General features: G+C 70.0%; 17 protein-coding genes. 10 read left to right on the top strand and 7 right to left on the bottom strand.

The annotated features are described in order from the left end of the window. Window positions 1-50: 50 nt before the first annotated feature. From fucP to ACEN9G_RS01150, 7 genes are all read left to right on the top strand, one after another. The gene (fucP, locus tag ACEN9G_RS01180; RefSeq protein WP_413341748.1) at window positions 51-1,349 is read left to right on the top strand and encodes an L-fucose:H+ symporter permease; all 1,299 of its coding nucleotides are present in this window, start codon (window positions 51-53) and stop codon (window positions 1,347-1,349) included. Continuing rightward, window positions 1,342-2,106 carry an SDR family NAD(P)-dependent oxidoreductase gene (locus ACEN9G_RS01175; RefSeq protein ID WP_413341746.1) on the top strand — a complete coding sequence of 255 codons (765 nt, stop codon included), beginning with the start codon at window positions 1,342-1,344 and terminating at the stop codon, window positions 2,104-2,106. Before fucP ends, ACEN9G_RS01175 begins: the two co-directional genes overlap by 8 nt. Window positions 2,107-2,115: 9 nt before the next feature. Beyond that, entirely contained in the window at window positions 2,116-3,246 is a 1,131-nt protein-coding gene (lldD, locus tag ACEN9G_RS01170) for an FMN-dependent L-lactate dehydrogenase LldD (protein WP_056125748.1), read from the top strand. Window positions 3,247-3,375: 129 nt separating this feature from the next. Beyond that, entirely contained in the window at window positions 3,376-4,386 is a 1,011-nt protein-coding gene (locus ACEN9G_RS01165) for a zinc-binding alcohol dehydrogenase family protein (protein ID WP_413389098.1), read from the top strand. 79 nt (window positions 4,387-4,465) lie between these two features. Beyond that, window positions 4,466-5,380, top strand: coding sequence for a GntR family transcriptional regulator (locus ACEN9G_RS01160; RefSeq protein WP_483127600.1), 915 nt, complete (start codon window positions 4,466-4,468; stop codon window positions 5,378-5,380). Window positions 5,381-5,405: 25 nt separating this feature from the next. Continuing rightward, the gene (locus tag ACEN9G_RS01155) at window positions 5,406-6,236 is read left to right on the top strand and encodes an amidohydrolase family protein (protein WP_483127599.1); all 831 of its coding nucleotides are present in this window, start codon (window positions 5,406-5,408) and stop codon (window positions 6,234-6,236) included. 10 nt (window positions 6,237-6,246) lie between these two features. After that, window positions 6,247-6,576, top strand: a complete 330-nt coding sequence (locus ACEN9G_RS01150; RefSeq protein WP_413346260.1) for an L-rhamnose mutarotase — start codon at window positions 6,247-6,249, stop codon at window positions 6,574-6,576. 3 nt (window positions 6,577-6,579) lie between these two features. On the opposite strand, the gene ACEN9G_RS01145 is transcribed toward ACEN9G_RS01150, so the two are convergent. The 5 genes from ACEN9G_RS01145 to pdxR form a co-directional block, all read right to left on the bottom strand. After that, complete coding sequence (locus tag ACEN9G_RS01145; protein WP_483127598.1) at window positions 6,580-7,815, bottom strand: ABC transporter permease; 1,236 nt, start codon at window positions 7,813-7,815, stop codon at window positions 6,580-6,582. Next, window positions 7,812-9,017 (bottom strand): efflux RND transporter periplasmic adaptor subunit, encoded by a 1,206-nt coding sequence (locus ACEN9G_RS01140; protein WP_483127597.1) that lies wholly within the window; start codon window positions 9,015-9,017, stop codon window positions 7,812-7,814. Before ACEN9G_RS01140 ends, ACEN9G_RS01145 begins: the two co-directional genes overlap by 4 nt. Window positions 9,018-9,025: 8 nt before the next feature. Beyond that, a complete protein-coding gene (locus ACEN9G_RS01135; protein ID WP_483127596.1) occupies window positions 9,026-10,930 on the bottom strand; it encodes an HlyD family secretion protein in 1,905 nt (634 codons plus the stop codon). Then, on the bottom strand, window positions 10,927-11,595 hold the full coding sequence (locus ACEN9G_RS01130; protein ID WP_413345966.1) for an ABC transporter ATP-binding protein: 669 nt from the start codon (window positions 11,593-11,595) through the stop codon (window positions 10,927-10,929). Before ACEN9G_RS01130 ends, ACEN9G_RS01135 begins: the two co-directional genes overlap by 4 nt. A 61-nt stretch (window positions 11,596-11,656) precedes the next feature. Continuing rightward, entirely contained in the window at window positions 11,657-13,081 is a 1,425-nt protein-coding gene (gene pdxR, locus ACEN9G_RS01125) for a MocR-like pyridoxine biosynthesis transcription factor PdxR (protein ID WP_495605514.1), read from the bottom strand. Between the two features lie 97 nt (window positions 13,082-13,178). Between pdxR and ACEN9G_RS01120 the strand changes: the two genes are divergently transcribed. From ACEN9G_RS01120 to ACEN9G_RS01110, 3 genes are read left to right on the top strand one after another with little or no spacing between them, the layout of a single operon-like run. Beyond that, complete coding sequence (locus ACEN9G_RS01120; protein WP_483127594.1) at window positions 13,179-13,637, top strand: carboxymuconolactone decarboxylase family protein; 459 nt, start codon at window positions 13,179-13,181, stop codon at window positions 13,635-13,637. Window positions 13,638-13,647: 10 nt separating this feature from the next. Next, the gene (locus tag ACEN9G_RS01115; protein WP_413343090.1) at window positions 13,648-14,040 is read left to right on the top strand and encodes a cupin domain-containing protein; all 393 of its coding nucleotides are present in this window, start codon (window positions 13,648-13,650) and stop codon (window positions 14,038-14,040) included. After that, entirely contained in the window at window positions 14,037-14,660 is a 624-nt protein-coding gene (locus tag ACEN9G_RS01110; protein ID WP_495605513.1) for an HD domain-containing protein, read from the top strand. The genes ACEN9G_RS01115 and ACEN9G_RS01110 overlap by 4 nt, the downstream gene beginning before the upstream one ends. Here the strand turns inward: ACEN9G_RS01110 and ACEN9G_RS01105 are convergent. Both ACEN9G_RS01105 and ACEN9G_RS01100 read right to left on the bottom strand, forming a co-directional pair. Beyond that, on the bottom strand, window positions 14,599-15,783 hold the full coding sequence (locus ACEN9G_RS01105) for an FAD binding domain-containing protein (protein WP_413343086.1): 1,185 nt from the start codon (window positions 15,781-15,783) through the stop codon (window positions 14,599-14,601). The two genes, ACEN9G_RS01110 and ACEN9G_RS01105, sit on opposite strands and share 62 nt — an antisense overlap. Further along, on the bottom strand, window positions 15,780-17,000 hold the full coding sequence (locus ACEN9G_RS01100; protein ID WP_413343084.1) for an MFS transporter: 1,221 nt from the start codon (window positions 16,998-17,000) through the stop codon (window positions 15,780-15,782). Before ACEN9G_RS01100 ends, ACEN9G_RS01105 begins: the two co-directional genes overlap by 4 nt. Window positions 17,001-17,011 lie beyond the last annotated feature (11 nt).

Raw genomic sequence — 17,011 nt, 5'->3', positions numbered from 1 at the left:
TCGTTCGTGAATAAAAGGCGCACGAGCGCCAATACGGAGACATTGCAGACATGACGGACCCCTCGACGCGGCAGTACCGGTTTTCCCTCGTGATGATCACCACACTGTTTTTCATGTGGGGGTTCGTCCATAATCTCGACCCGATCCTGATCCCGCACCTGCGGCGGTCGTTCAGCCTGACCGTGCTGGAGTCGGCGCTGGTGGATTCGGCCGTGTTCATCGCCTATTTCGTGATGGCGCTGCCGGCGGGCCTCCTGATCCGCCGCGCCGGCTACAAGGCGGCGATCATCTGCGGCCTGCTGCTGTTCGCCACGGGCTCGCTGATGTTCATCCCGGCCGCGAACACGCAGCAATACATCGTGTTCCTGGCCGCGCTGTTCACCATCGCGTGCGGCCTCACGATCCTGGAGACGGCCGCCAATCCGTACGTGACCCTGCTGGGCCGGCCGGACCGCGCGGCCCAGCGCATCAACCTGGCGCAGTCGTTCAACGGTCTCGCCGCCACGCTGGCGCCGATCATCGGCGCGCGCCTGATCCTCGTGCACGGCGCCGACGACGCGCAGCTCGCCGCGATGCCGGAAGCGGCGCGCCAGGCGGCGCTGGCGGCGGAAGCGGCCAGCGTGAAGGGGCCGTACATGATGCTGGGGCTCGTCATCCTCGCCATCGCCGTCGTGTTCTGGTTCCTGAAGCTGCCGGAAGTCGGCGGCCGCTCGGACAATGCGCCGGCCAAGAGCTCGCTCGGCGAGGCGCTGGCCGTGCCGTCGATCCGCCGCGGCGCGATCGCCCAGTTCTTCTACGTGGGCGCGCAGGTGTGCGTGTTCAGCTTCTTCATCCTGTACGCCACCCGGTCGGCGGGCGTTTCGCCCGTGACGGCGGCGGACTACCTCGGGTGGGGCTGCGGCATGGCGTTCATGGTCGGCCGCTTCGTCGGCACGGGCCTGATGCGCGTCGTGGCGCCGGCGCGGCTGCTGTGGATGTACGCGCTGGCGTGCACGGTGCTCGCGGCGGTGGCGATGGTGGCGACCGGCGTCGCCAGCCTTGCCGCGGTGATCGGCATCGCGTTCTTCATGTCGATCATGTTCCCCACCATTTTCTCGCTGGGCCTGCAGGGCGCCGGCCACCACGCCGACATGGGCAGTGGCCTGATCATCATGGCCATCGTGGGCGGCGCGCTGCTGCCGCTGCTGTTCGGCTTCGTCAGCGACGTCACGCACAACGTGCAGTACGGCTATGCGGTGCCGCTGCTGTGCTTCGTCGTCATCGCCTGGTTCGCGCGCGCCTCGCTGCGGCAGGCCAGCCGCGAAGCCCGCGCCACGCCATCTTCCATGGGAGTCACGAAACGTGTTTGAATTGAACGACAAGAAAGCCGTCATCACGGGCGGCGGCAGCGGCATCGGCAAGGCGATCGCCCAGCTGTTCGCGCGCCAGGGGGCGCATGTCCATGTGGTCGACCTGAACGACGCCGCCTGCCTGCAGGCGGTGCGCGAGATCCGCGAGGAGGCCGGCCGCGTCACCTCGCACGCCTGCGACGTGTCGCGCCAGGCCGACGTGGAAGCGCTGATGGCCGCGATCGGCCCGTTCGACATCCTCGTCAACAACGCCGGCATCGCCCACATCGGCAAGGCCGACACGACGAGCGAAGAGGACTTCGACCGCGTCATGAGCGTCAACGTCAAGGGCGTCTACAACTGCCTGCACGCGGCGATCCCGCAGCTGCGCGCGAACGGCGGCGGCGTCATCGTCAACATGGCGTCGGTGGCGGGCTCGGTGGGCATCAAGGAGCGCTTCGCGTATTCCACGGCGAAGGGCGCCGTGATGGCGATGACCCTGTCGGTCGCGAAAGACTACCTGCAGGACGGGATCCGCTGCAATTCGATCTCGCCGGGCCGCGTGCACACCCCGTTCGTGGACGGTTTCCTGGCGCGGAATTATCCGGGCCGGGAGGCGGAGATGTTCGAGCAGCTGTCGAAGACGCAGCCCATCGGCCGCATGGGCAGGCCGGACGAAGTGGCCGCGCTCGCGCTATACTTGTGCAGCAACGAAGCTGCCTTCATCACGGGAACCGATTATCCGATCGACGGCGGCTTCATCACCCTGAACACGTAAAGCCGCCTGATGATCATCTCTTCCGCCACCGACTATCGCGAGGCGGCGCGCCGCCGGTTGCCGCCGTTCCTGTTCCATTACCTCGACGGCGGCTCCGGCACCGAGTCGACGTTGCGCCACAACGTGGACGACCTGCAGGCCGTGAGCCTGCGCCAGCGCGTGCTGAAGGGTTCCGAAACCCTCGATTTGTCGACCGAGTGGTTCGGCGTGAAGCGCGGCCTGCCGCTGGCGCTGGCGCCGATCGGCCTCGCGGGCATGTACGCGCGCCGCGGCGAGGTGCAGGCGGCGCGGGTGGCGGCGGAACGCAACATCCCGTTCATCCAGTCCACCGTCTCCGTGTGCCCGCTGGCCGAGGTGGCGGCGCAATCGTCGCAGCCGCTGTGGTGCCAGCTGTACGTACTGAAGGACCGCGGCTTCATGCGCGACTACCTGCGCCGCGCGCGCGAGCTGAACATCGACACGCTCGTGTTCACCGTCGACATGCCGGTGCCGGGCGCGCGCTACCGCGACGCCCATTCCGGCATGAGCGGGCGCCACGGCCCGCTGCGCCGCGTGCTGCAGGCGATGCTGCATCCGCGCTGGGCGTTCGACGTCGGTCTGTTCGGCCGGCCGCACGACCTGGGCAACATCTCCGCGTACCGCGGCCACGCGACGGGCCTCGCGGACTACATCGGCTGGCTGGCCGCCAACTTCGATCCGGGCATCAGCTGGAGCGACCTGCAGTGGATCCGCGACGAGTGGCAGGGGCCCATGGTCATCAAGGGCATCCTCGACGCCGGCGACGCGCGCGACGCGAAGGCGTTCGGCGCGGACGGCATCGTCGTGTCGAACCACGGCGGGCGCCAGCTGGACGGCGCGCTGTCCACGGCGAAGGCGCTGCCGTCCATCGCGGCGGCGGTGAAGGGCGACCTGACGATCTTCGCCGACTCCGGCGTGCGCACGGGCCTGGACGTCGTCCGGCTGCTGGCGCTGGGCGCGGACGGCGTCCTGATCGGCCGCGCGTTCATCTATGCGCTCGCGACGGGCGGCGCGGCCGGCGTGCGCAACCTGCTCGCCATCCTCGAAAAAGACATCCGCACCAGCATGGTCCTGACGGGCGTGCAATCCGTGCGCGACATCGGGCCGGACTGCCTGGCCTGACCTTCTGCGCCGGCGCGGCCGCGCCGGCTATTCAATTTCATACGCGGGAATGGCGGTTTTCGATTGCTTTACGACTATAAATGTCTTAAATTTATAGAATACAAAACGAAAGGCAACGACATGAGTCAGATGAAGTGCGTGGTATGCGAATCCCCCGGCGACCTGCAGCTGGGTTTCAAGCCGGTGCCGGAGGCCGGTCCGGGCGAGGTGCTGCTGCGCGTACGCCGTATCGGCGTGTGCGGTACGGACATGCACATCTTCCGCGGCACGCAGCCGTTCCTCGCGTATCCGCGCGTGATGGGACATGAACTGTCCGGCGAAGTGGCCACGGCGCCCGCCGGCTCCGGCCTCGCGCCGGGCGACGAGGTGCTCGTGATGCCGTACCTGTCGTGCGGCGACTGCGTCGCCTGCCGCAAGGGCAAGACGAACTGCTGCACGCGGATCCAGGTGCTGGGCGTGCACCGCGACGGCGGGTTGGCCGAATACCTCGCGGTCCCGGCGCAGTTCGTCCTCAAGACGGAAGGCATTTCGCTCGACGATGCCGCGATGGTGGAATTCCTCGCCATCGGCCTGCATGCGGTACGCCGCGGCGCCGTCGCGGCAGGGCAGCGCGTGCTCGTCGTCGGGGCGGGGCCGATCGGCGTGGCCGTCGCGCTGTTTGCGGCGCTGAACGGCGCGCAGGTCACGGTGCTGGACGCGCGCGACGACCGCCTCGGCTTCTGCCGCGACGTGCTGAAGGTCGCGCACACGGTGACGGCGGGCGAGGGCGACGTCGAGGCACTCCGCGCGATCACGGGCGGCGACTTCTTCGACGCCGTGTTCGACGCCACCGGCAACATCAAGGCGATGGAGCGGGGCCTGGAGTTCGTCGCGCACGGCGGCACGTACGTGCTCGTGTCGATCGTGCTGGATCGGATCTCGTTCGCCGATCCCGAATTCCACAAGCGCGAGACGACCCTGCTCGGCAGCCGCAACGCGACCGTGGACGATTTCCGCGAGGTGCTCGCGGCGATGAAGGCGGGCCTGGTGCCGACGCGGGCGATGAACACGCACCGCGCCACGCTGGACGAGTTCATCGACACGCTGCCGCGCTGGATGGACCCGGCCAGCGGCGTGATCAAGGCCATCGTCGAGGTTTGAACGATGCCGCTTCCCAGCGCGGCAGCGAGTTCCGGTAGAATGGGGGATTGTCCACCCGGCCTTCTCGACTCCGGACTTCATGGCCCGACCTCCAACCATCTTCAAGCGCAGCGCGAACCTGCTGCTGCAATACATTGCCGACCACGTGGGGGTCGGCGAAGCGCTGCCGACCGAGCAGCACATGGCCGAACTGGGCGAGGGCAGCCGCACGGCGATCCGCAGCGCGCTGGCGCACTTCCACGAGTGCGGCCTGATCAGCGACCTGAAGGAACGCCGGCTGCTGCGCAAGCCCGTCCGCACGGACTACTTCGACCTGGACGAGCTGCGCACGGGCGCGGACCGCATCCGCGAAGTGCTGATGGAGCGCATCTATCACAGCGACCTGCCGCCCGGCGCCGAGTTCTCGGAGACGGAACTGGCGCGCGCGGCCGGCACGAGCACGATCAGCGTGCGCGAATTCCTGATCGGCTTCTCGCACTCGGGCCTGATCGAGAAAAAGCCGCGTGGCGGCTGGCGCCTGTGCGCGTTCGACCGCTCGTTCGCGATGGAGCTGGCGGACGTGCGCCAGATGTTCGAGTTCGCCGCGATCGACCGCTTCGCCGCGCTGCCGCCGGATTCGCCGGCCTTCGCGGAGCTGCTGCAACTGATCGCGCGGCACGAGCAGCTGGGCTCCGTCATGCCGACGCACCACAAGGATTTTCCCGCGCTCGACCGCGATTTCCACGCCTTCCTGATGGGGCAACTGGACAACCGCTTCGCGCAGGGCTTCTTCGACCTCGTGTCGCTCGTGTTCCACTACCACTACCAGTGGGACAAGACGCAGGAAATGGTGCGCAACGAGTACGCGGTGCACGAGCACCTGGACATCCTGCGGGCCCTGGCGCGGCGCGACGTCGCGGGCGCGCGCGAGGCGATGCGTGTCCACCTGAGTTCCGCACGCAGCACCCTGCTGCAATCGATCCGAGTCAGAGAAATGAAGGCGCACCCGGGCTGACGCTCCCGCGGGCGCGGGAGGGAGCATGATGCTTGTCGACGCCCATCAACACTTCTGGCGGCTGGCCGACCGCAACGGCGCGTGGCCGCCGCCGGACCTGGCCGCCATCTACCGCGATTTCTTCCCGCCCGACCTGGCGCCGACGCTCGCGCAGCACGGCGTCGCGAGGACGGTGCTCGTGCAATCGATGCCCAACGAGGACGACACGCGCTTCATGCTCGGCCTGGCGCATGCTCACCCGTTCATCGGCGGCGTGGTCGGCTGGGCCGACCTGAAGGCGCCCGACGCGCCCCGGCGGATCGCCGCGCTCGCGGCCGACCCGCTGCTCAAGGGCTTGCGGCCGATGCTGCAGGACATCGAGGACGACGACTGGATCGCCGATCCGGCGCTGGCGCCTTCGGTCGCGGCGATGCTGCGCCATGGCCTCAGCTTCGACGCGCTCGTCCTGCCGCGCCATCTGCCCGCGCTGCTCGCGTTCGCGCAGCGGCATCCGATTCTACCCATCGTGATCGACCACGGCGCCAAGCCGCTGATCGCTGCGGGCGTGCTGGAACCGTGGCGCACCGACATCGCGCGCCTGGCCGCGCTGCCGCAGGTGAGCTGCAAGCTGTCCGGGCTCGTCACCGAAGCGGGCGCCGACTGGGACGTCGACTGCCTGCGGCCGTACGTCGACCACCTGCTCGCGTGCTTCGGGCCGCAGCGCCTGATCTGGGGCAGCGACTGGCCGGTGCTGCACCTGGCCGCCGATTATGGGCGCTGGCTCGCCGCCTGCGCGTCCCTGCTGGACGGACTGGCCGGTGCCGACCGGCTTGCCGTGTTCGGGCTGAATGCCCTGCGTTTCTACCGTATCGATTGAGGAGTCTTATATGCAAAGAATGGGAATGGTCATCGGCATCGAGCCGGAAAAGATCGCGGAATACAAAGCGCTGCACGCGGCCGTGTGGCCGCAAGTGCTGGCCCGCCTCGCGGAAGCCAATGTGCGCAACTACACGATCTTCCTGCGCGAGCCGGAAAACCTGTTGTTCGGCTATTGGGAATACCACGGCACCGATTTCGCCGCCGACATGGCGCATATCGCGGCCGATCCGGAAACGCAGCGCTGGTGGACGTTCTGCAGCCCGTGCCAGGTGCCGCTGGCCAGCCGGGCCGAAGGCGAGCACTGGGCGATGATGGAGCCCGTGTTCCACATGGACTGACCTTCAGCCGTCGCTGCGCAGGGCGGCGATCGGGTCGAGCGCCGCCGCCTGGCGCGCGGGGTAGACGCCGAACCCGAGCCCGACCGCCACGCATGCCAGCACCGCGAGCAGCAGGCTCACCGGCGACCACGCCACCGACCACCCGGCCAGCGCGGCGATGCTGTACGCGGCTACGGCGCCCAGCACGAGGCCGAGCAGGGCGCCGCTGACGGCGATCACGAGCGCCTCGGCCAGGAATTGTTCCACCACGTCGCGGCGGCGCGCGCCCAGTGCGCGCTTCAGGCCCACTTCGCGCCGGCGCTCCAGCACATTGGCCAGCATGATGTTCATGATGCCGATGCCGCCCACCAGCAGCGAGACTGCCGCGATCGAACTCATGACGATGGTAAAGATGCGCTGCGTCTGCTGGTTCTGGCGGTACAGGCCCATGGGCACGATGAGGTTCGTGTCGTCGACGCCGCCATGGCGCTGGTGGATGACCGCCTGCAGCACGCGCGCCGCGTCGTCCGGCGCGACCTGGCCGTCCAGGCGCACGCTGATGCCGTCCACCTCGTCCTCGATGCGGCGGAAGCTGAAGCGCGCGCGGGCCGTTTCCCACGGTACGAACAGGCGCTCGTCGTCCAGGCCCAGCTTGACGCCTTCGAACTCCGACTTGCTGGGCGTGCGGTCGGCCAGCACGCCGGCCACCTGCAGCCACACGTGGTTGACTTTCACGCGCTGGCCGACGGCCGGCGCCGCGCCGAACAGCGTCTGCGCGAGGCGCGCGCCCAGCACGCAGACCGGGGCCAGCGTCGCGCCGTCGGACGGCCGCAGCCAGCGCCCGACCTTGAGCTGCAGGCCGCCATGGTCCGCATACGCCGGCGACACGGCGAACGCGCGCCCGCTCACGACCCGGTCGCCGACGATCAGCTGGTCGACCTTGATCTCCTTTTTCAGCGCCACCGACTGCGCGCCCGGTACGACGGACAGCGCCGCCGCGGCATCGGCCGCGGACAGGCCCAGCGAGCGGGTGCGGATGTCCTTCAACTGTTCGTCCGTGTTGCCCTTGCTCTCGACGATGACGTTGTTCAGGCCCAGTTCCGCGACGAGGCGCAGCGCCTCGCGTTTGCTGCCTTCGCCCACGGCCAGCATGGCGACGATGGCTCCCACGCCGAAGATCATGCCCAGCAGGGTGAGGCCGGTGCGCAGTTTGCGGCGTTTCAGTTCGGCGACGGCTTCCAGCAGGAGTGCACGGTTCATGACTTGTCCGTTTTTGGAGGGAGGAGCAGGATGCGCGCGCCGGACGCGAGGCCGCTCCTGATTTCGCTGCGCACCGGGCCGCGCCGGCCCAGCTCGACCTTGTGCTTCACGGTGCGGCCGCCATCGGCCGTGTACACGGCGTAGGCGGCGCCGTCCTGCACGAGCGCGATGTTCGGCACCGTCAGCGCCGCCGCCTGCGTCACGAGGTGCACCGTGCCGTGCAGCGCCTGGCCGGGTTTCAGTCCCAGCTTGCGCGCCGTGTCGGTGCCGATGGCGGCGTCGAAATCGCTGTACTTGACGGGCGACTCGGGCGAGATGACGCTGGCGCTGCTGCCGACCCGCGTCACCGTGAGGTCCAGTTCTGTCCCCGTGCCGGCCAGGCGCACGCGCACGGGCAGGCCCGGCTTGAGTCCGTAGGCCTGGCCCTCGGCCACGCTGAAGTGGGCGACGAGCTTGTCGAGGTCGGGCAGGGCGCCGAACGGCTCGCCCGCCATCTGGTTGGCGCCGACCTGCGGCTTGGCGCCGTCCCAGCGCGCGGCCAGCAGGAACACGCCGTCGTGCGGCGCCACCAGTTCCAGCGCGTCCAGGCTCCTGCGCTGCTGTGCCGCGTTCTGCGCCACGCTGTCGCGTTGCGAGTGCAGCACGGCGTCCTGCGCGGCGGCGCGGGCCTGCGCCTGCCCGCCTTTCCAGTCCAGGTAGGTGCGCTTCTTGGTGAGGAAGCCGACGTCGGCCAGCGCATCGAGGATCGTGTTGCGGGCGAAGACGGACAGGTCGACGTTCGCATAGCGGCGCGCGAGGCCCAGGTCGTCCTCGAGCTTCGCGCGGTCGCCGGCCAGTACGCCTTTCTCGACGGCCGCATTCTGGCGATTCGCCTCCTCGGCCAGCGCCTTGCGCAGCAGTTCGAGGTCGGCCTGCGACAGTTCCGCGCGCGCCTGCGGGGCATCGAAACGGGCCACGACCTGGCCTTTCGTGACGGTGCTGCCGTCCGCGACCATGTCCACCAAGACGCGGCTCGACCAGCCGCTGCCCGGCACCGTCAACGGCGTGTTGGCGGCGGCCTGGATCTGGCCGTCCGCTTCCAGCGTTTCGGTCCACGCGCGCGGCGCCAGCGTTTCGACGGGGCCGCCGGCCGGCGCCGACGCGCCGCCGCAACCGGACAGCAGGGCCGCCAGCACGGCGGCGAATGTAGACAGGCGTGGCATCGGAAATCTCATGGTCGGAGTGCAGCAACGCGGCGGTCGACGCCCGGCAGCAGTTCCACCTGGACGGCGGCCCCGGGCTTCAGGTCTTTCGCGGGCGCGTCGAATTCCAGCTCGACGTCGCGTATGACGACCGCCTGCGCCGCCGATTTGCTGTGGAAGGCGCGTCCCAGGCCCGTCACGTGCGCCGCCAGTGTCTGCCGCGTACCGGCCACGATGACGCGCGCCGCCTGGCCCTTCCGCACGCCCGCCGCCTGCGCTTCCGGCACGCGGGCGTTGACGCCCAGCTGGTCCGGATCGGCCAGCGTCGCGACCGACAGGCCTATCCAGACCTGGCTGCCGATGGCGAACTTCTCGCCGTTGAAGCCGACGCGATGCAGGACCAGGCCCCGCCGCGGCGCCACGACGGTCAACGCCGACTGCCCCTTGACGAGGGTGGCGATCTTGGCCCGCAACTGCGCCGCGTCGGACTGCAGGCCGGCGCGCTCGGCCTGGCGCGCGCGCCGCTGCGCCTCGTACTGGGCCTGCGCCAGTTTCGCCAGCTGCGCCTTTTCGGCGCGGTCGATCACCAGCTTGTCGTAGTCGACGCGGCGAATGAGTTCCTTCGGCATGGTCGCCTTGCGCGCGGCCTTCTCGGCATTGCTCTGCGCCTCGGCCTGCGCCAGCACGCCGGCGCGGTCGGCCTCGGCCTGGTCCAGCTGCAGCTTGTCCAGCGCCCGCTCGCGTTCCTTCAGCGTGCCTTGCAGCGAGATCAGCTGGTTCATCACCTCGGTGGATTCGAACACGGCGATGGGCTGCCCGGCCTGCACCATCGTGCCTTCCGGCGCGAGGAACGCCAGCTTGTAGTTCCAGACGTGCGGGATGGTCGGCGGCGACACCGGCATCGTGCGGCGCGACGCGATCTCGCCTTCGATCGCCAGCGCGGCGGGCGCGGCGGCCTTCGCCTGGCGGACGCCCGCGGCCGCGGCGCCGGGCGCCAGCGGCTCCACCTGCACGCTCATCCCCGCGACGAGCGGCAGGCCATGGTCGTCGGGCAGGGCGATCCGGGCCCGGAAGTAGCGGCCGATTCCCCAGCGGGGCCGCGCTTCCGGCGCGCTCGTGATCTCGGCCAGCTTCCCGGTCACGACGACGCCCGGCAGCGCGTCGAAGCGCAGGGCGACGGCCTGGCGGTCGCGCAGGTACGGGCGGTCCGCTTCCAGCACCCACGCCGTGACGACCATGTGGCCGTCGCCGAGCACCGTGCCGGCCGCGTTGCCCGGCCAGGCCGTGGAGCCCTCGTCCATGCGCTCGCCGTTGAACGGGCTGTAGCCGTGGACGACGACGCCGTCGCGCGTGGCGCGCACTTCCGACTGCGCCACCTGGGCGAGCTGGAACGCCTCGTTGATCTGCAGTTTCTTCACTTCGAGCGCGCCGTCCTCCTTGCGGCGGGCGACGGCCGCGCGGGCGTTCTTCAGGTTGTCCCGCTTGATCGCGAGGTCGCGCGTGGCCTGGCCCAGCGCCGCCTGGTAGCGGTCGTAGTCGAGCGCCATGATCTGCTGCTTCGGCAGCGCCGCGTCGACCTTGGCCTTGTCCAATGCGGCCTGGGCGTTGACCAGCGCTTTCTCCGCCTCGATGGCCGCGACTTCCAGCGTGGCCGTCTCGCTGTCCGCCTTCGCGCGGGCACGTTCGCGGTCCATCCGCAGCTGGTCGATATTGGTCGTGCTGGCGGAGTCGATCCGCAGCACGACGTCGCCCTTCCTGACCTGCGTGCCCTCGGCGAGGAAGTTGCGCACGACGACCGGCGACGCGTTCGACGGCGGCACGAAGATCGTCTGCGAATCCAGCGCTTCCACTTCGCCGCTGATCAGGACCGGGCGGGTGTCCGCGGCCGTGGCGGCGACGGCGACGAGGGCCAGCAGGGGAACGAGGCGCTTCATGACTGGCCCGCGACGCGGCCGTCGCGCAGGTGGATCGTGCGCTGCGCGCTGGCGGCAATGGCCGGATCGTGCGTCACCATCACGAGTGTCTGGCCGCCCGCGTGCAGTTCGCGCAGCAGGGCCATCACGTCGGCCGCGCTGCTGGAATCGAGGTTGCCGGTCGGTTCGTCCGCGAGCAACAGGTCCGGCTCGTTCAGCAGCGCCCGCGCGATGGCGGCCCGCTGCAGCTGGCCGCCGGACAACTGGCCCGGCAGGTGGTCGAGGCGCTGGCCCAGGCCGATGCGGCCGAGCAGGGCACGGGCACGGTCGGGCGCCCGCGGGTCGGGCTGGCGCGCATAACGCTGCGGCAGCAGCACGTTCTCCAGCACGGTCAGGCGCGGCAGCAGGTGGAAAGACTGGAACACGAACCCGATGCGGCGGTTGCGCACGTCGGATGCGGCGTCGTCGTCGAGGGCGCTGATCTCGTCCTGCGCCAGGCGGTAGCGGCCGCTGTCCGGGCGATCCAGCCCGCCCAGCACGTTCAGCAGGGTCGATTTGCCGGAGCCGGACGGCCCCATCACGGCGACGAATTCGCCGCGCGCCACGTGCAGGTCGATGCCGTCCAGGGCGTGGATGTCGCTGCCGCCCAGGCGGTAGGTCTTGCGGATCGCACTCAGTTCTATCATGCCGAAAAGTATTTCTTAAGGCACAACAGTTTGTCAATTGTCAAATGCGTCAACCGGTAGATTATTTTGGCATGGCGGCAAGTTCCGCCAGCCGGCGGCAGTCGGCCACGAGACGGCGCGCGTCGATATTGGTCACGCCCAGCAGCAGGCCGCGCGCGGCCGGCGTATGCACATACCAGGGCGACAGCGGCACGGGCGCGAGGCCGGCCCGCTGGGCGCGCGCGGCCACGTCGACGTCGGATACGTCCGTGCGCAGGCGCGTGACGACGGCCATGCCGGCCGTCGCCTGCACCTCCAGCACCTCCGCGGCCTCCTTGCGCAGGCAGCGCAGCAAGGCCTCGCGCCGCGCCGCATACAGACGTTTCATGCGGCGCAGGTGGCGCAGGTAGTGGCCCTCCCGCAGGAAGTCCGCGACGGCGCGCTGGATCGTTGCGCCGGGCGCCGGCGCGAGGCAGGCCGCGACGTCGCCGAACCGGCGCGCCAGGTCGGCCGGCACGACGAGGAAGCCGAGGCGCAGCGCGGGGCTGATCGTCTTGCTGAACGTCCCGATGTGCAGCACGCGGCCGCCCTGGTCGAGCGACGCGAGCGCCGGCGCCGCGCGGCCTTCCAGCTGCAGCTCGCTGAGGTAGTCGTCCTCGACGATCCAGGCGCCGTTGTCGCGCGCCCAGTCCAGCAGGGCGCGGCGGCGCGCGAGCGACATCGTCATGCCGAGCGGCGCCTGCTGGCCCGGCGTCACGACGGCGAGCCGCGCGTCCGGGGCCATGCGGATACCGGCAGCGACGTCCAGCCCTTCGGCGTCGACCGGGACGGCCGTCACCGTCGTCCCCGCGAGCGACAGGGCGGTGCGCGTCAGCGGAAAACCGGGGTCTTCGAACCACGCGCCCTGGCCTTCCAGCGCGAGCGCGCGCACGACGAGCCCCAGCGCGCCCGCGAAGCCCGCCGTGATCAGCACCTGCGACGGGTTGCAGCGGATGCCGCGCGCGATGCCGAGATAGGCGGCGACTTCGCGCCGCAGGTCCGGATCGCCGCGCGGATCCGGGTAGCCGACGGGGCTGGCCGCGGTGTGCCGGGCCGCGCGCACCATCACGCGCGACCACAATTTATAGGGGAACGCGTCCTGTGCCGGGACGCCCATCTGGAACGGCAGCGGCTTTGCGCCGAAGGTCGGGAACAGCTCGGGCATCGGCGAAGTATCGGGCAAGTGCGCGGGCGTATGGCCGGGGACGCCGGGCGTGGCCGGCCGCCCGTTGACGCGGGTGCCAGCGGCGCCGAAGCTCGTCGCGAGCTGCTCGTCGACGAGGCGTTCGTACGCGATGCGCACCGTGCCGCGCGACACGCCCAGCTGGGCGGCCAGGTCGCGCCACGACGGCAGCTTCGCGTCGGCCGGAATCTGCCCCGATTCGATGCCGGCGCGGATGGCCGCGTAGATCTGCGTGGAGAGAGGTGTTTTCTTGGCCCGGTCGAGGCCGATGGACAGCGTGGTCATGGCCGATGGTACATTAAAAATGATCAAACTTGGCACTGTTGTTTGGCCACCGCAAGGCGCATCATGTCTTCATCCAGTTCAACCAAGGAGAAATAAAATGACGCAACGCATGGATTACAACGCGGCCACCCCGGCCGGCATGAAGGCACTCGGCGGCGTGTACGGCCACATCCTGGGCTGCGGCCTGCCGAAGGTGCTCGTCGACCTCGTCTACCTGCGCGTCTCGCAGATCAACGGCTGTGCGTATTGCATCGACATGCATTCGCGCGACCTGCTGAAGGAAGGCGTCAATGTCGAGAAGCTCGTGCTGGTGCCGGCGTGGCGCGAGGCGGGGAGCCTGTTCGACACGGCCGAGCGCGCGGCCCTCGCCTGGGCCGAGACGGTGACGCGGGTGGCCGAGACGGGCGTGCCGGATGCGGAGTACGCCGCCGCCGCGGCCGTGTTCAGCCAGCAGCAGCTGGCCGACCTGACCGTCGCCATCGGCCTGATGAACGCGTACAACCGCATGGCGATCAGCTTCCGCGCGCAGCCGGCCGCCGTGACGGCCGCGCGTTGAGGAGGCGGCGATGAAGCGCAAGATCGCCTTTTGCCTGGCGCTGCTCGGCACCGCGGCCGGCGCGCACGAGACGGTGAAACCTTTATTCCACCGCGCGCTGCCGAACGTGCCCGGCAAGGCGCTGGTGGCGGTGGAAGTGTCGTTCGCGCCCGGCGCGGAAGCAGCGCCCCACACGCATCCGAAGTCGTCCTTCATCTACGCGCAGGTGCTGTCCGGCGAGATCGTCAGCGCCGTCGACGATGCGCCGCCGAAGGTCTACCGCACGGGCGAGTCCTGGTACGAGGATCCGGGCGCCCGCCACCAGGTGACGCGCAACGCCAGCAAGGACAAGCCGGCCACGCTGCTCGCCGTGTTCGTGCTGGACGAGGGGGAGCGGAAGCTCGTGCTCCCGGCCGCAAAATGACGGCGCCGATGCTGCCCGACAGCCGCATCGCGCGCGAGATCACGCAGTACGTGCGCGACACGGCGAGCGACATGCTGTTCCAGCACTCCGCTCGCGTGTACTGGTGGGGCGCGCTGCTGGGCGACAAGCTCGGCCTCGCGTTCGATCCCGAGCTGCTGTATGCCGCCGCCATGTTCCACGACATCGGCATCACGCCCCATTACCACGGCAGCCGGCAGCGCTTCGAGGTCGACGGCGCGAACGCGGCGCGCGATTTCCTGCGCGGCCACGGGATCGCCGAGCAGGACATCGAAAAAGTCTGGCTCGCGATCGCGCTGCACACGACGCCCGGCATCCCCGAGCACATGCATCCGGAGATCCGTCTCGTGCAGGCGGGCGCCGGCATGGACATGGTGGGCCGCGGCATGGACGCCATCCCGGCGGCGGAGCGGGACAGGGTGCTCGCCGCGCACCCGCGCGGCGCCGGCTTCGCGCACGACGTCATCGACACGTTCTACGAAGGGCTGAAGCACCGTCCCGAGACGACGTTCGGCACCTTCAACGACGATTTCCTCGCGTTCAGGGACCCTGCATTCCAGCGGGGGAATCTGTGTACCCTGCTGCTCGCCGCACACCCATGATGCCGTCGCCCATGCGCCGGCCCCAGTCGACCAGGTTGCGGCCGGCGCGCAGCTGCGGGATTTCCCATTCCTTCAGGCGCGCTTCGATGGGTTGATCGGTGCGCTGCAGCGCCTGCGCGAGCGCCAGCGCATTGGCCGCCGCCTTGGCCGCGCCGCCGGCCGTGTGCGGGCGCGGGACGAAGGCGGCGTCGCCCAGCAGCAGCACGCGGCCGAACACCATGCGCGGCACCGCGAGGTCGAGGATCGCCTGCACGAACGGCTCCTTCGTTTTCTGCACGAGCGCGTTGAATTGCGGTGCGAGCAGGCGGGTTGCGTCCTTGCGCAGCACGGCCGCCTGCGCATCCGGCAGCGCGCCCGGCGGCAGCGAGAACGTGTGCGTGCGGCCGGTGCGGTCGGTCAGCAGCGCGGGCAGGCCATCTTGCGGCACCTTGCGATACCACACCCAGTTCCAGCGGCGCTGCCCCGGCGCCGTGGCGCCGTCCTCGCCGGGAACGAGGTACTCCAGCAGCATCTGCTCGCCTTCGTCGTGCTGGAATGCGAACACGCCGTCCAGCACCGCGCGGCTGTCCGCGTCGAGATCCGCTTCCGGCACGAGGCCGCGCCACGCGACGTAGCCCGAGTATTCCGGCGCAAGGTCTGGCGCAAGCGCGGGCAGCATCAGCGAACGGACCGTCGACCGCGCGCCGTCCGCGCCGATCAGCAGGTCGCCCGTCTCCACGCGGCCGCTGGCGAACACCGCGCGCACCTGGCCGCCGGCCTGCTCGATGCGTTCCAGCGTCTCGCCCGGATGGATGCAGTCGTCGGGCAGCGCGCGCCGCATGGTCCCGTGCAGCATGTTCCACGACGTCTGCGTCTGCGGCTGGTGGTCGCGCCGCACGACGTCGCCCGCGCGGTCGAGGTAGATGCGGTCGCGCGACGCCACGCCCAGCGCGCCGGCGGGCCGGATGCCCGCGAAGTGGAAGGCGTGCAGGACGTCCGGCTGCAGCACGATGCCGCCGCCGCGGCTGTCCAGCGCATGGGGCGAGCGCTCGAACACGTCGACTCTCCAGCCGATGGTTTTCAACGTGTTCGCTGCCAGCAGACCGCCGAGCGAGCCGCCGATGATCAAAGCGCGCGGGCTCATGATGCGGTCGCGCCGGTGGTTGCGCGGCGGCCGGCCAGTTCGCCGAACCACACGAGCAGCGCGGCGGCGGGGAAGGCCATGCCGGCCAGCAGGGCGGCGTGCCAGCCGTGGTGGGCATAGACCCAGGCGCCGGCTGCGGAACCGAGCGCGCCGCCGGCGAAGAACAGCGCGAAATATATGCCGTTCAGGCGGCTGCGCACTTCGGCGCCGAGCGCGAAGATGGCGCGCTGGCCGAGCACGAGGTTGGCGGCGACGGCCATGTCCAGCACGATGGACGCCACGACGAGGATACCCAGCGCCAGCACACGGGACTCGGGCTGGTACAGCGGCAGCGCGAAGCCGACGATGCCGAGGATGAGCGCGGCGGCCGTCGCCATCAGCGTGTGGCCGGCATCCGCGAGGCGTCCCGCGACCGGCGACGCGACGGCGCCCGCCATGCCGACGAGGGCGAAGATCGCGATGCCCGTCTGCGACAGATGGAATTGCGGGCCTTCCAGCATCAGCGGCGTAACGGTCCAGAACAGGCTGAACGATCCGAACAGGCCGGCGTGGTAGGCGGCGCGGCGGCGCAGCACGGGCGTCGTCGCCAGCAGATGCCACAGCGATCCGATCAAACGGCCGTACGACAGGCTGTGCACGGGCACGCGCTGCGGCAGCTTGGCGCGCAGCACGAAGGCGAGGACGAACACCGCGACGGCGGCGCCGCCGAACACGGCGTGCCAGCTGGCGTGGTCCGCGATCAGGCTCGCGGCCGGGCGGGCCAGCATGATCCCCAGCAGCAGGCCGCTGACGACCTTGCCGACGGCCTGGCCGCGCGTCGCTTCGTGCGACAGGTGCGCGGCGAACGGCACGAGGATCTGAGCGGCGACGGAACCGAGGCCGATGCCCAGCGACGCGACGAGGAACATCCACGCGTTCGTGCTGAACGCGGCGGTGGCCAGCGCCGCGGCCGTGGCAAGGAGGGCGGAGAATACGAGCTTGCGGTTCTCGAGCAGGTCGCCCAGCGGCACGATGAACAGCAGGCCGAGGGCGTAGCCGACCTGCGTCAGCGTGACGATCAGGCCGGCCGCTTCCGGCGACAGGCCGGTGGCGGCGCTGATCGGGCCGACGAGGGTCTGGGCGTAATACAGGTTGGCGACGATCAGGCCGGCCGACGTGGCCAGCAGGCGGATCATGCCCGGCGCGATGTCGGGGGCGTGTTTGGCAGGGGTGTGCATGAAAACTCCTT

It is taken from the genome of Massilia sp. Masssp94 (assembly GCF_059491305.1).
This window is presented reverse-complemented; position numbering and strand designations above follow the sequence as displayed.

Coding starts and splice junctions, on each gene's coding strand:
- ACEN9G_RS01150 (WP_413346260.1), top strand. CDS start 6,247: ATGCAAAGAATGGGAATGGTCATCGGCATCGAGCCGGAAAAGATCGCG.
- pdxR (WP_495605514.1), bottom strand. CDS start 13,081: ATGACCACGCTGTCCATCGGCCTCGACCGGGCCAAGAAAACACCTCTC.
- fucP (WP_413341748.1), top strand. CDS start 51: ATGACGGACCCCTCGACGCGGCAGTACCGGTTTTCCCTCGTGATGATC.
- ACEN9G_RS01135 (WP_483127596.1), bottom strand. CDS start 10,930: ATGAAGCGCCTCGTTCCCCTGCTGGCCCTCGTCGCCGTCGCCGCCACG.
- lldD (WP_056125748.1), top strand. CDS start 2,116: ATGATCATCTCTTCCGCCACCGACTATCGCGAGGCGGCGCGCCGCCGG.
- ACEN9G_RS01165 (WP_413389098.1), top strand. CDS start 3,376: ATGAAGTGCGTGGTATGCGAATCCCCCGGCGACCTGCAGCTGGGTTTC.
- ACEN9G_RS01115 (WP_413343090.1), top strand. CDS start 13,648: ATGAAGCGCAAGATCGCCTTTTGCCTGGCGCTGCTCGGCACCGCGGCC.
- ACEN9G_RS01105 (WP_413343086.1), bottom strand. CDS start 15,783: ATGAGCCCGCGCGCTTTGATCATCGGCGGCTCGCTCGGCGGTCTGCTG.
- ACEN9G_RS01100 (WP_413343084.1), bottom strand. CDS start 17,000: ATGCACACCCCTGCCAAACACGCCCCCGACATCGCGCCGGGCATGATC.
- ACEN9G_RS01140 (WP_483127597.1), bottom strand. CDS start 9,017: ATGCCACGCCTGTCTACATTCGCCGCCGTGCTGGCGGCCCTGCTGTCC.
- ACEN9G_RS01110 (WP_495605513.1), top strand. CDS start 14,037: ATGACGGCGCCGATGCTGCCCGACAGCCGCATCGCGCGCGAGATCACG.
- ACEN9G_RS01130 (WP_413345966.1), bottom strand. CDS start 11,595: ATGATAGAACTGAGTGCGATCCGCAAGACCTACCGCCTGGGCGGCAGC.
- ACEN9G_RS01155 (WP_483127599.1), top strand. CDS start 5,406: ATGATGCTTGTCGACGCCCATCAACACTTCTGGCGGCTGGCCGACCGC.
- ACEN9G_RS01160 (WP_483127600.1), top strand. CDS start 4,466: ATGGCCCGACCTCCAACCATCTTCAAGCGCAGCGCGAACCTGCTGCTG.
- ACEN9G_RS01145 (WP_483127598.1), bottom strand. CDS start 7,815: ATGAACCGTGCACTCCTGCTGGAAGCCGTCGCCGAACTGAAACGCCGC.
- ACEN9G_RS01120 (WP_483127594.1), top strand. CDS start 13,179: ATGACGCAACGCATGGATTACAACGCGGCCACCCCGGCCGGCATGAAG.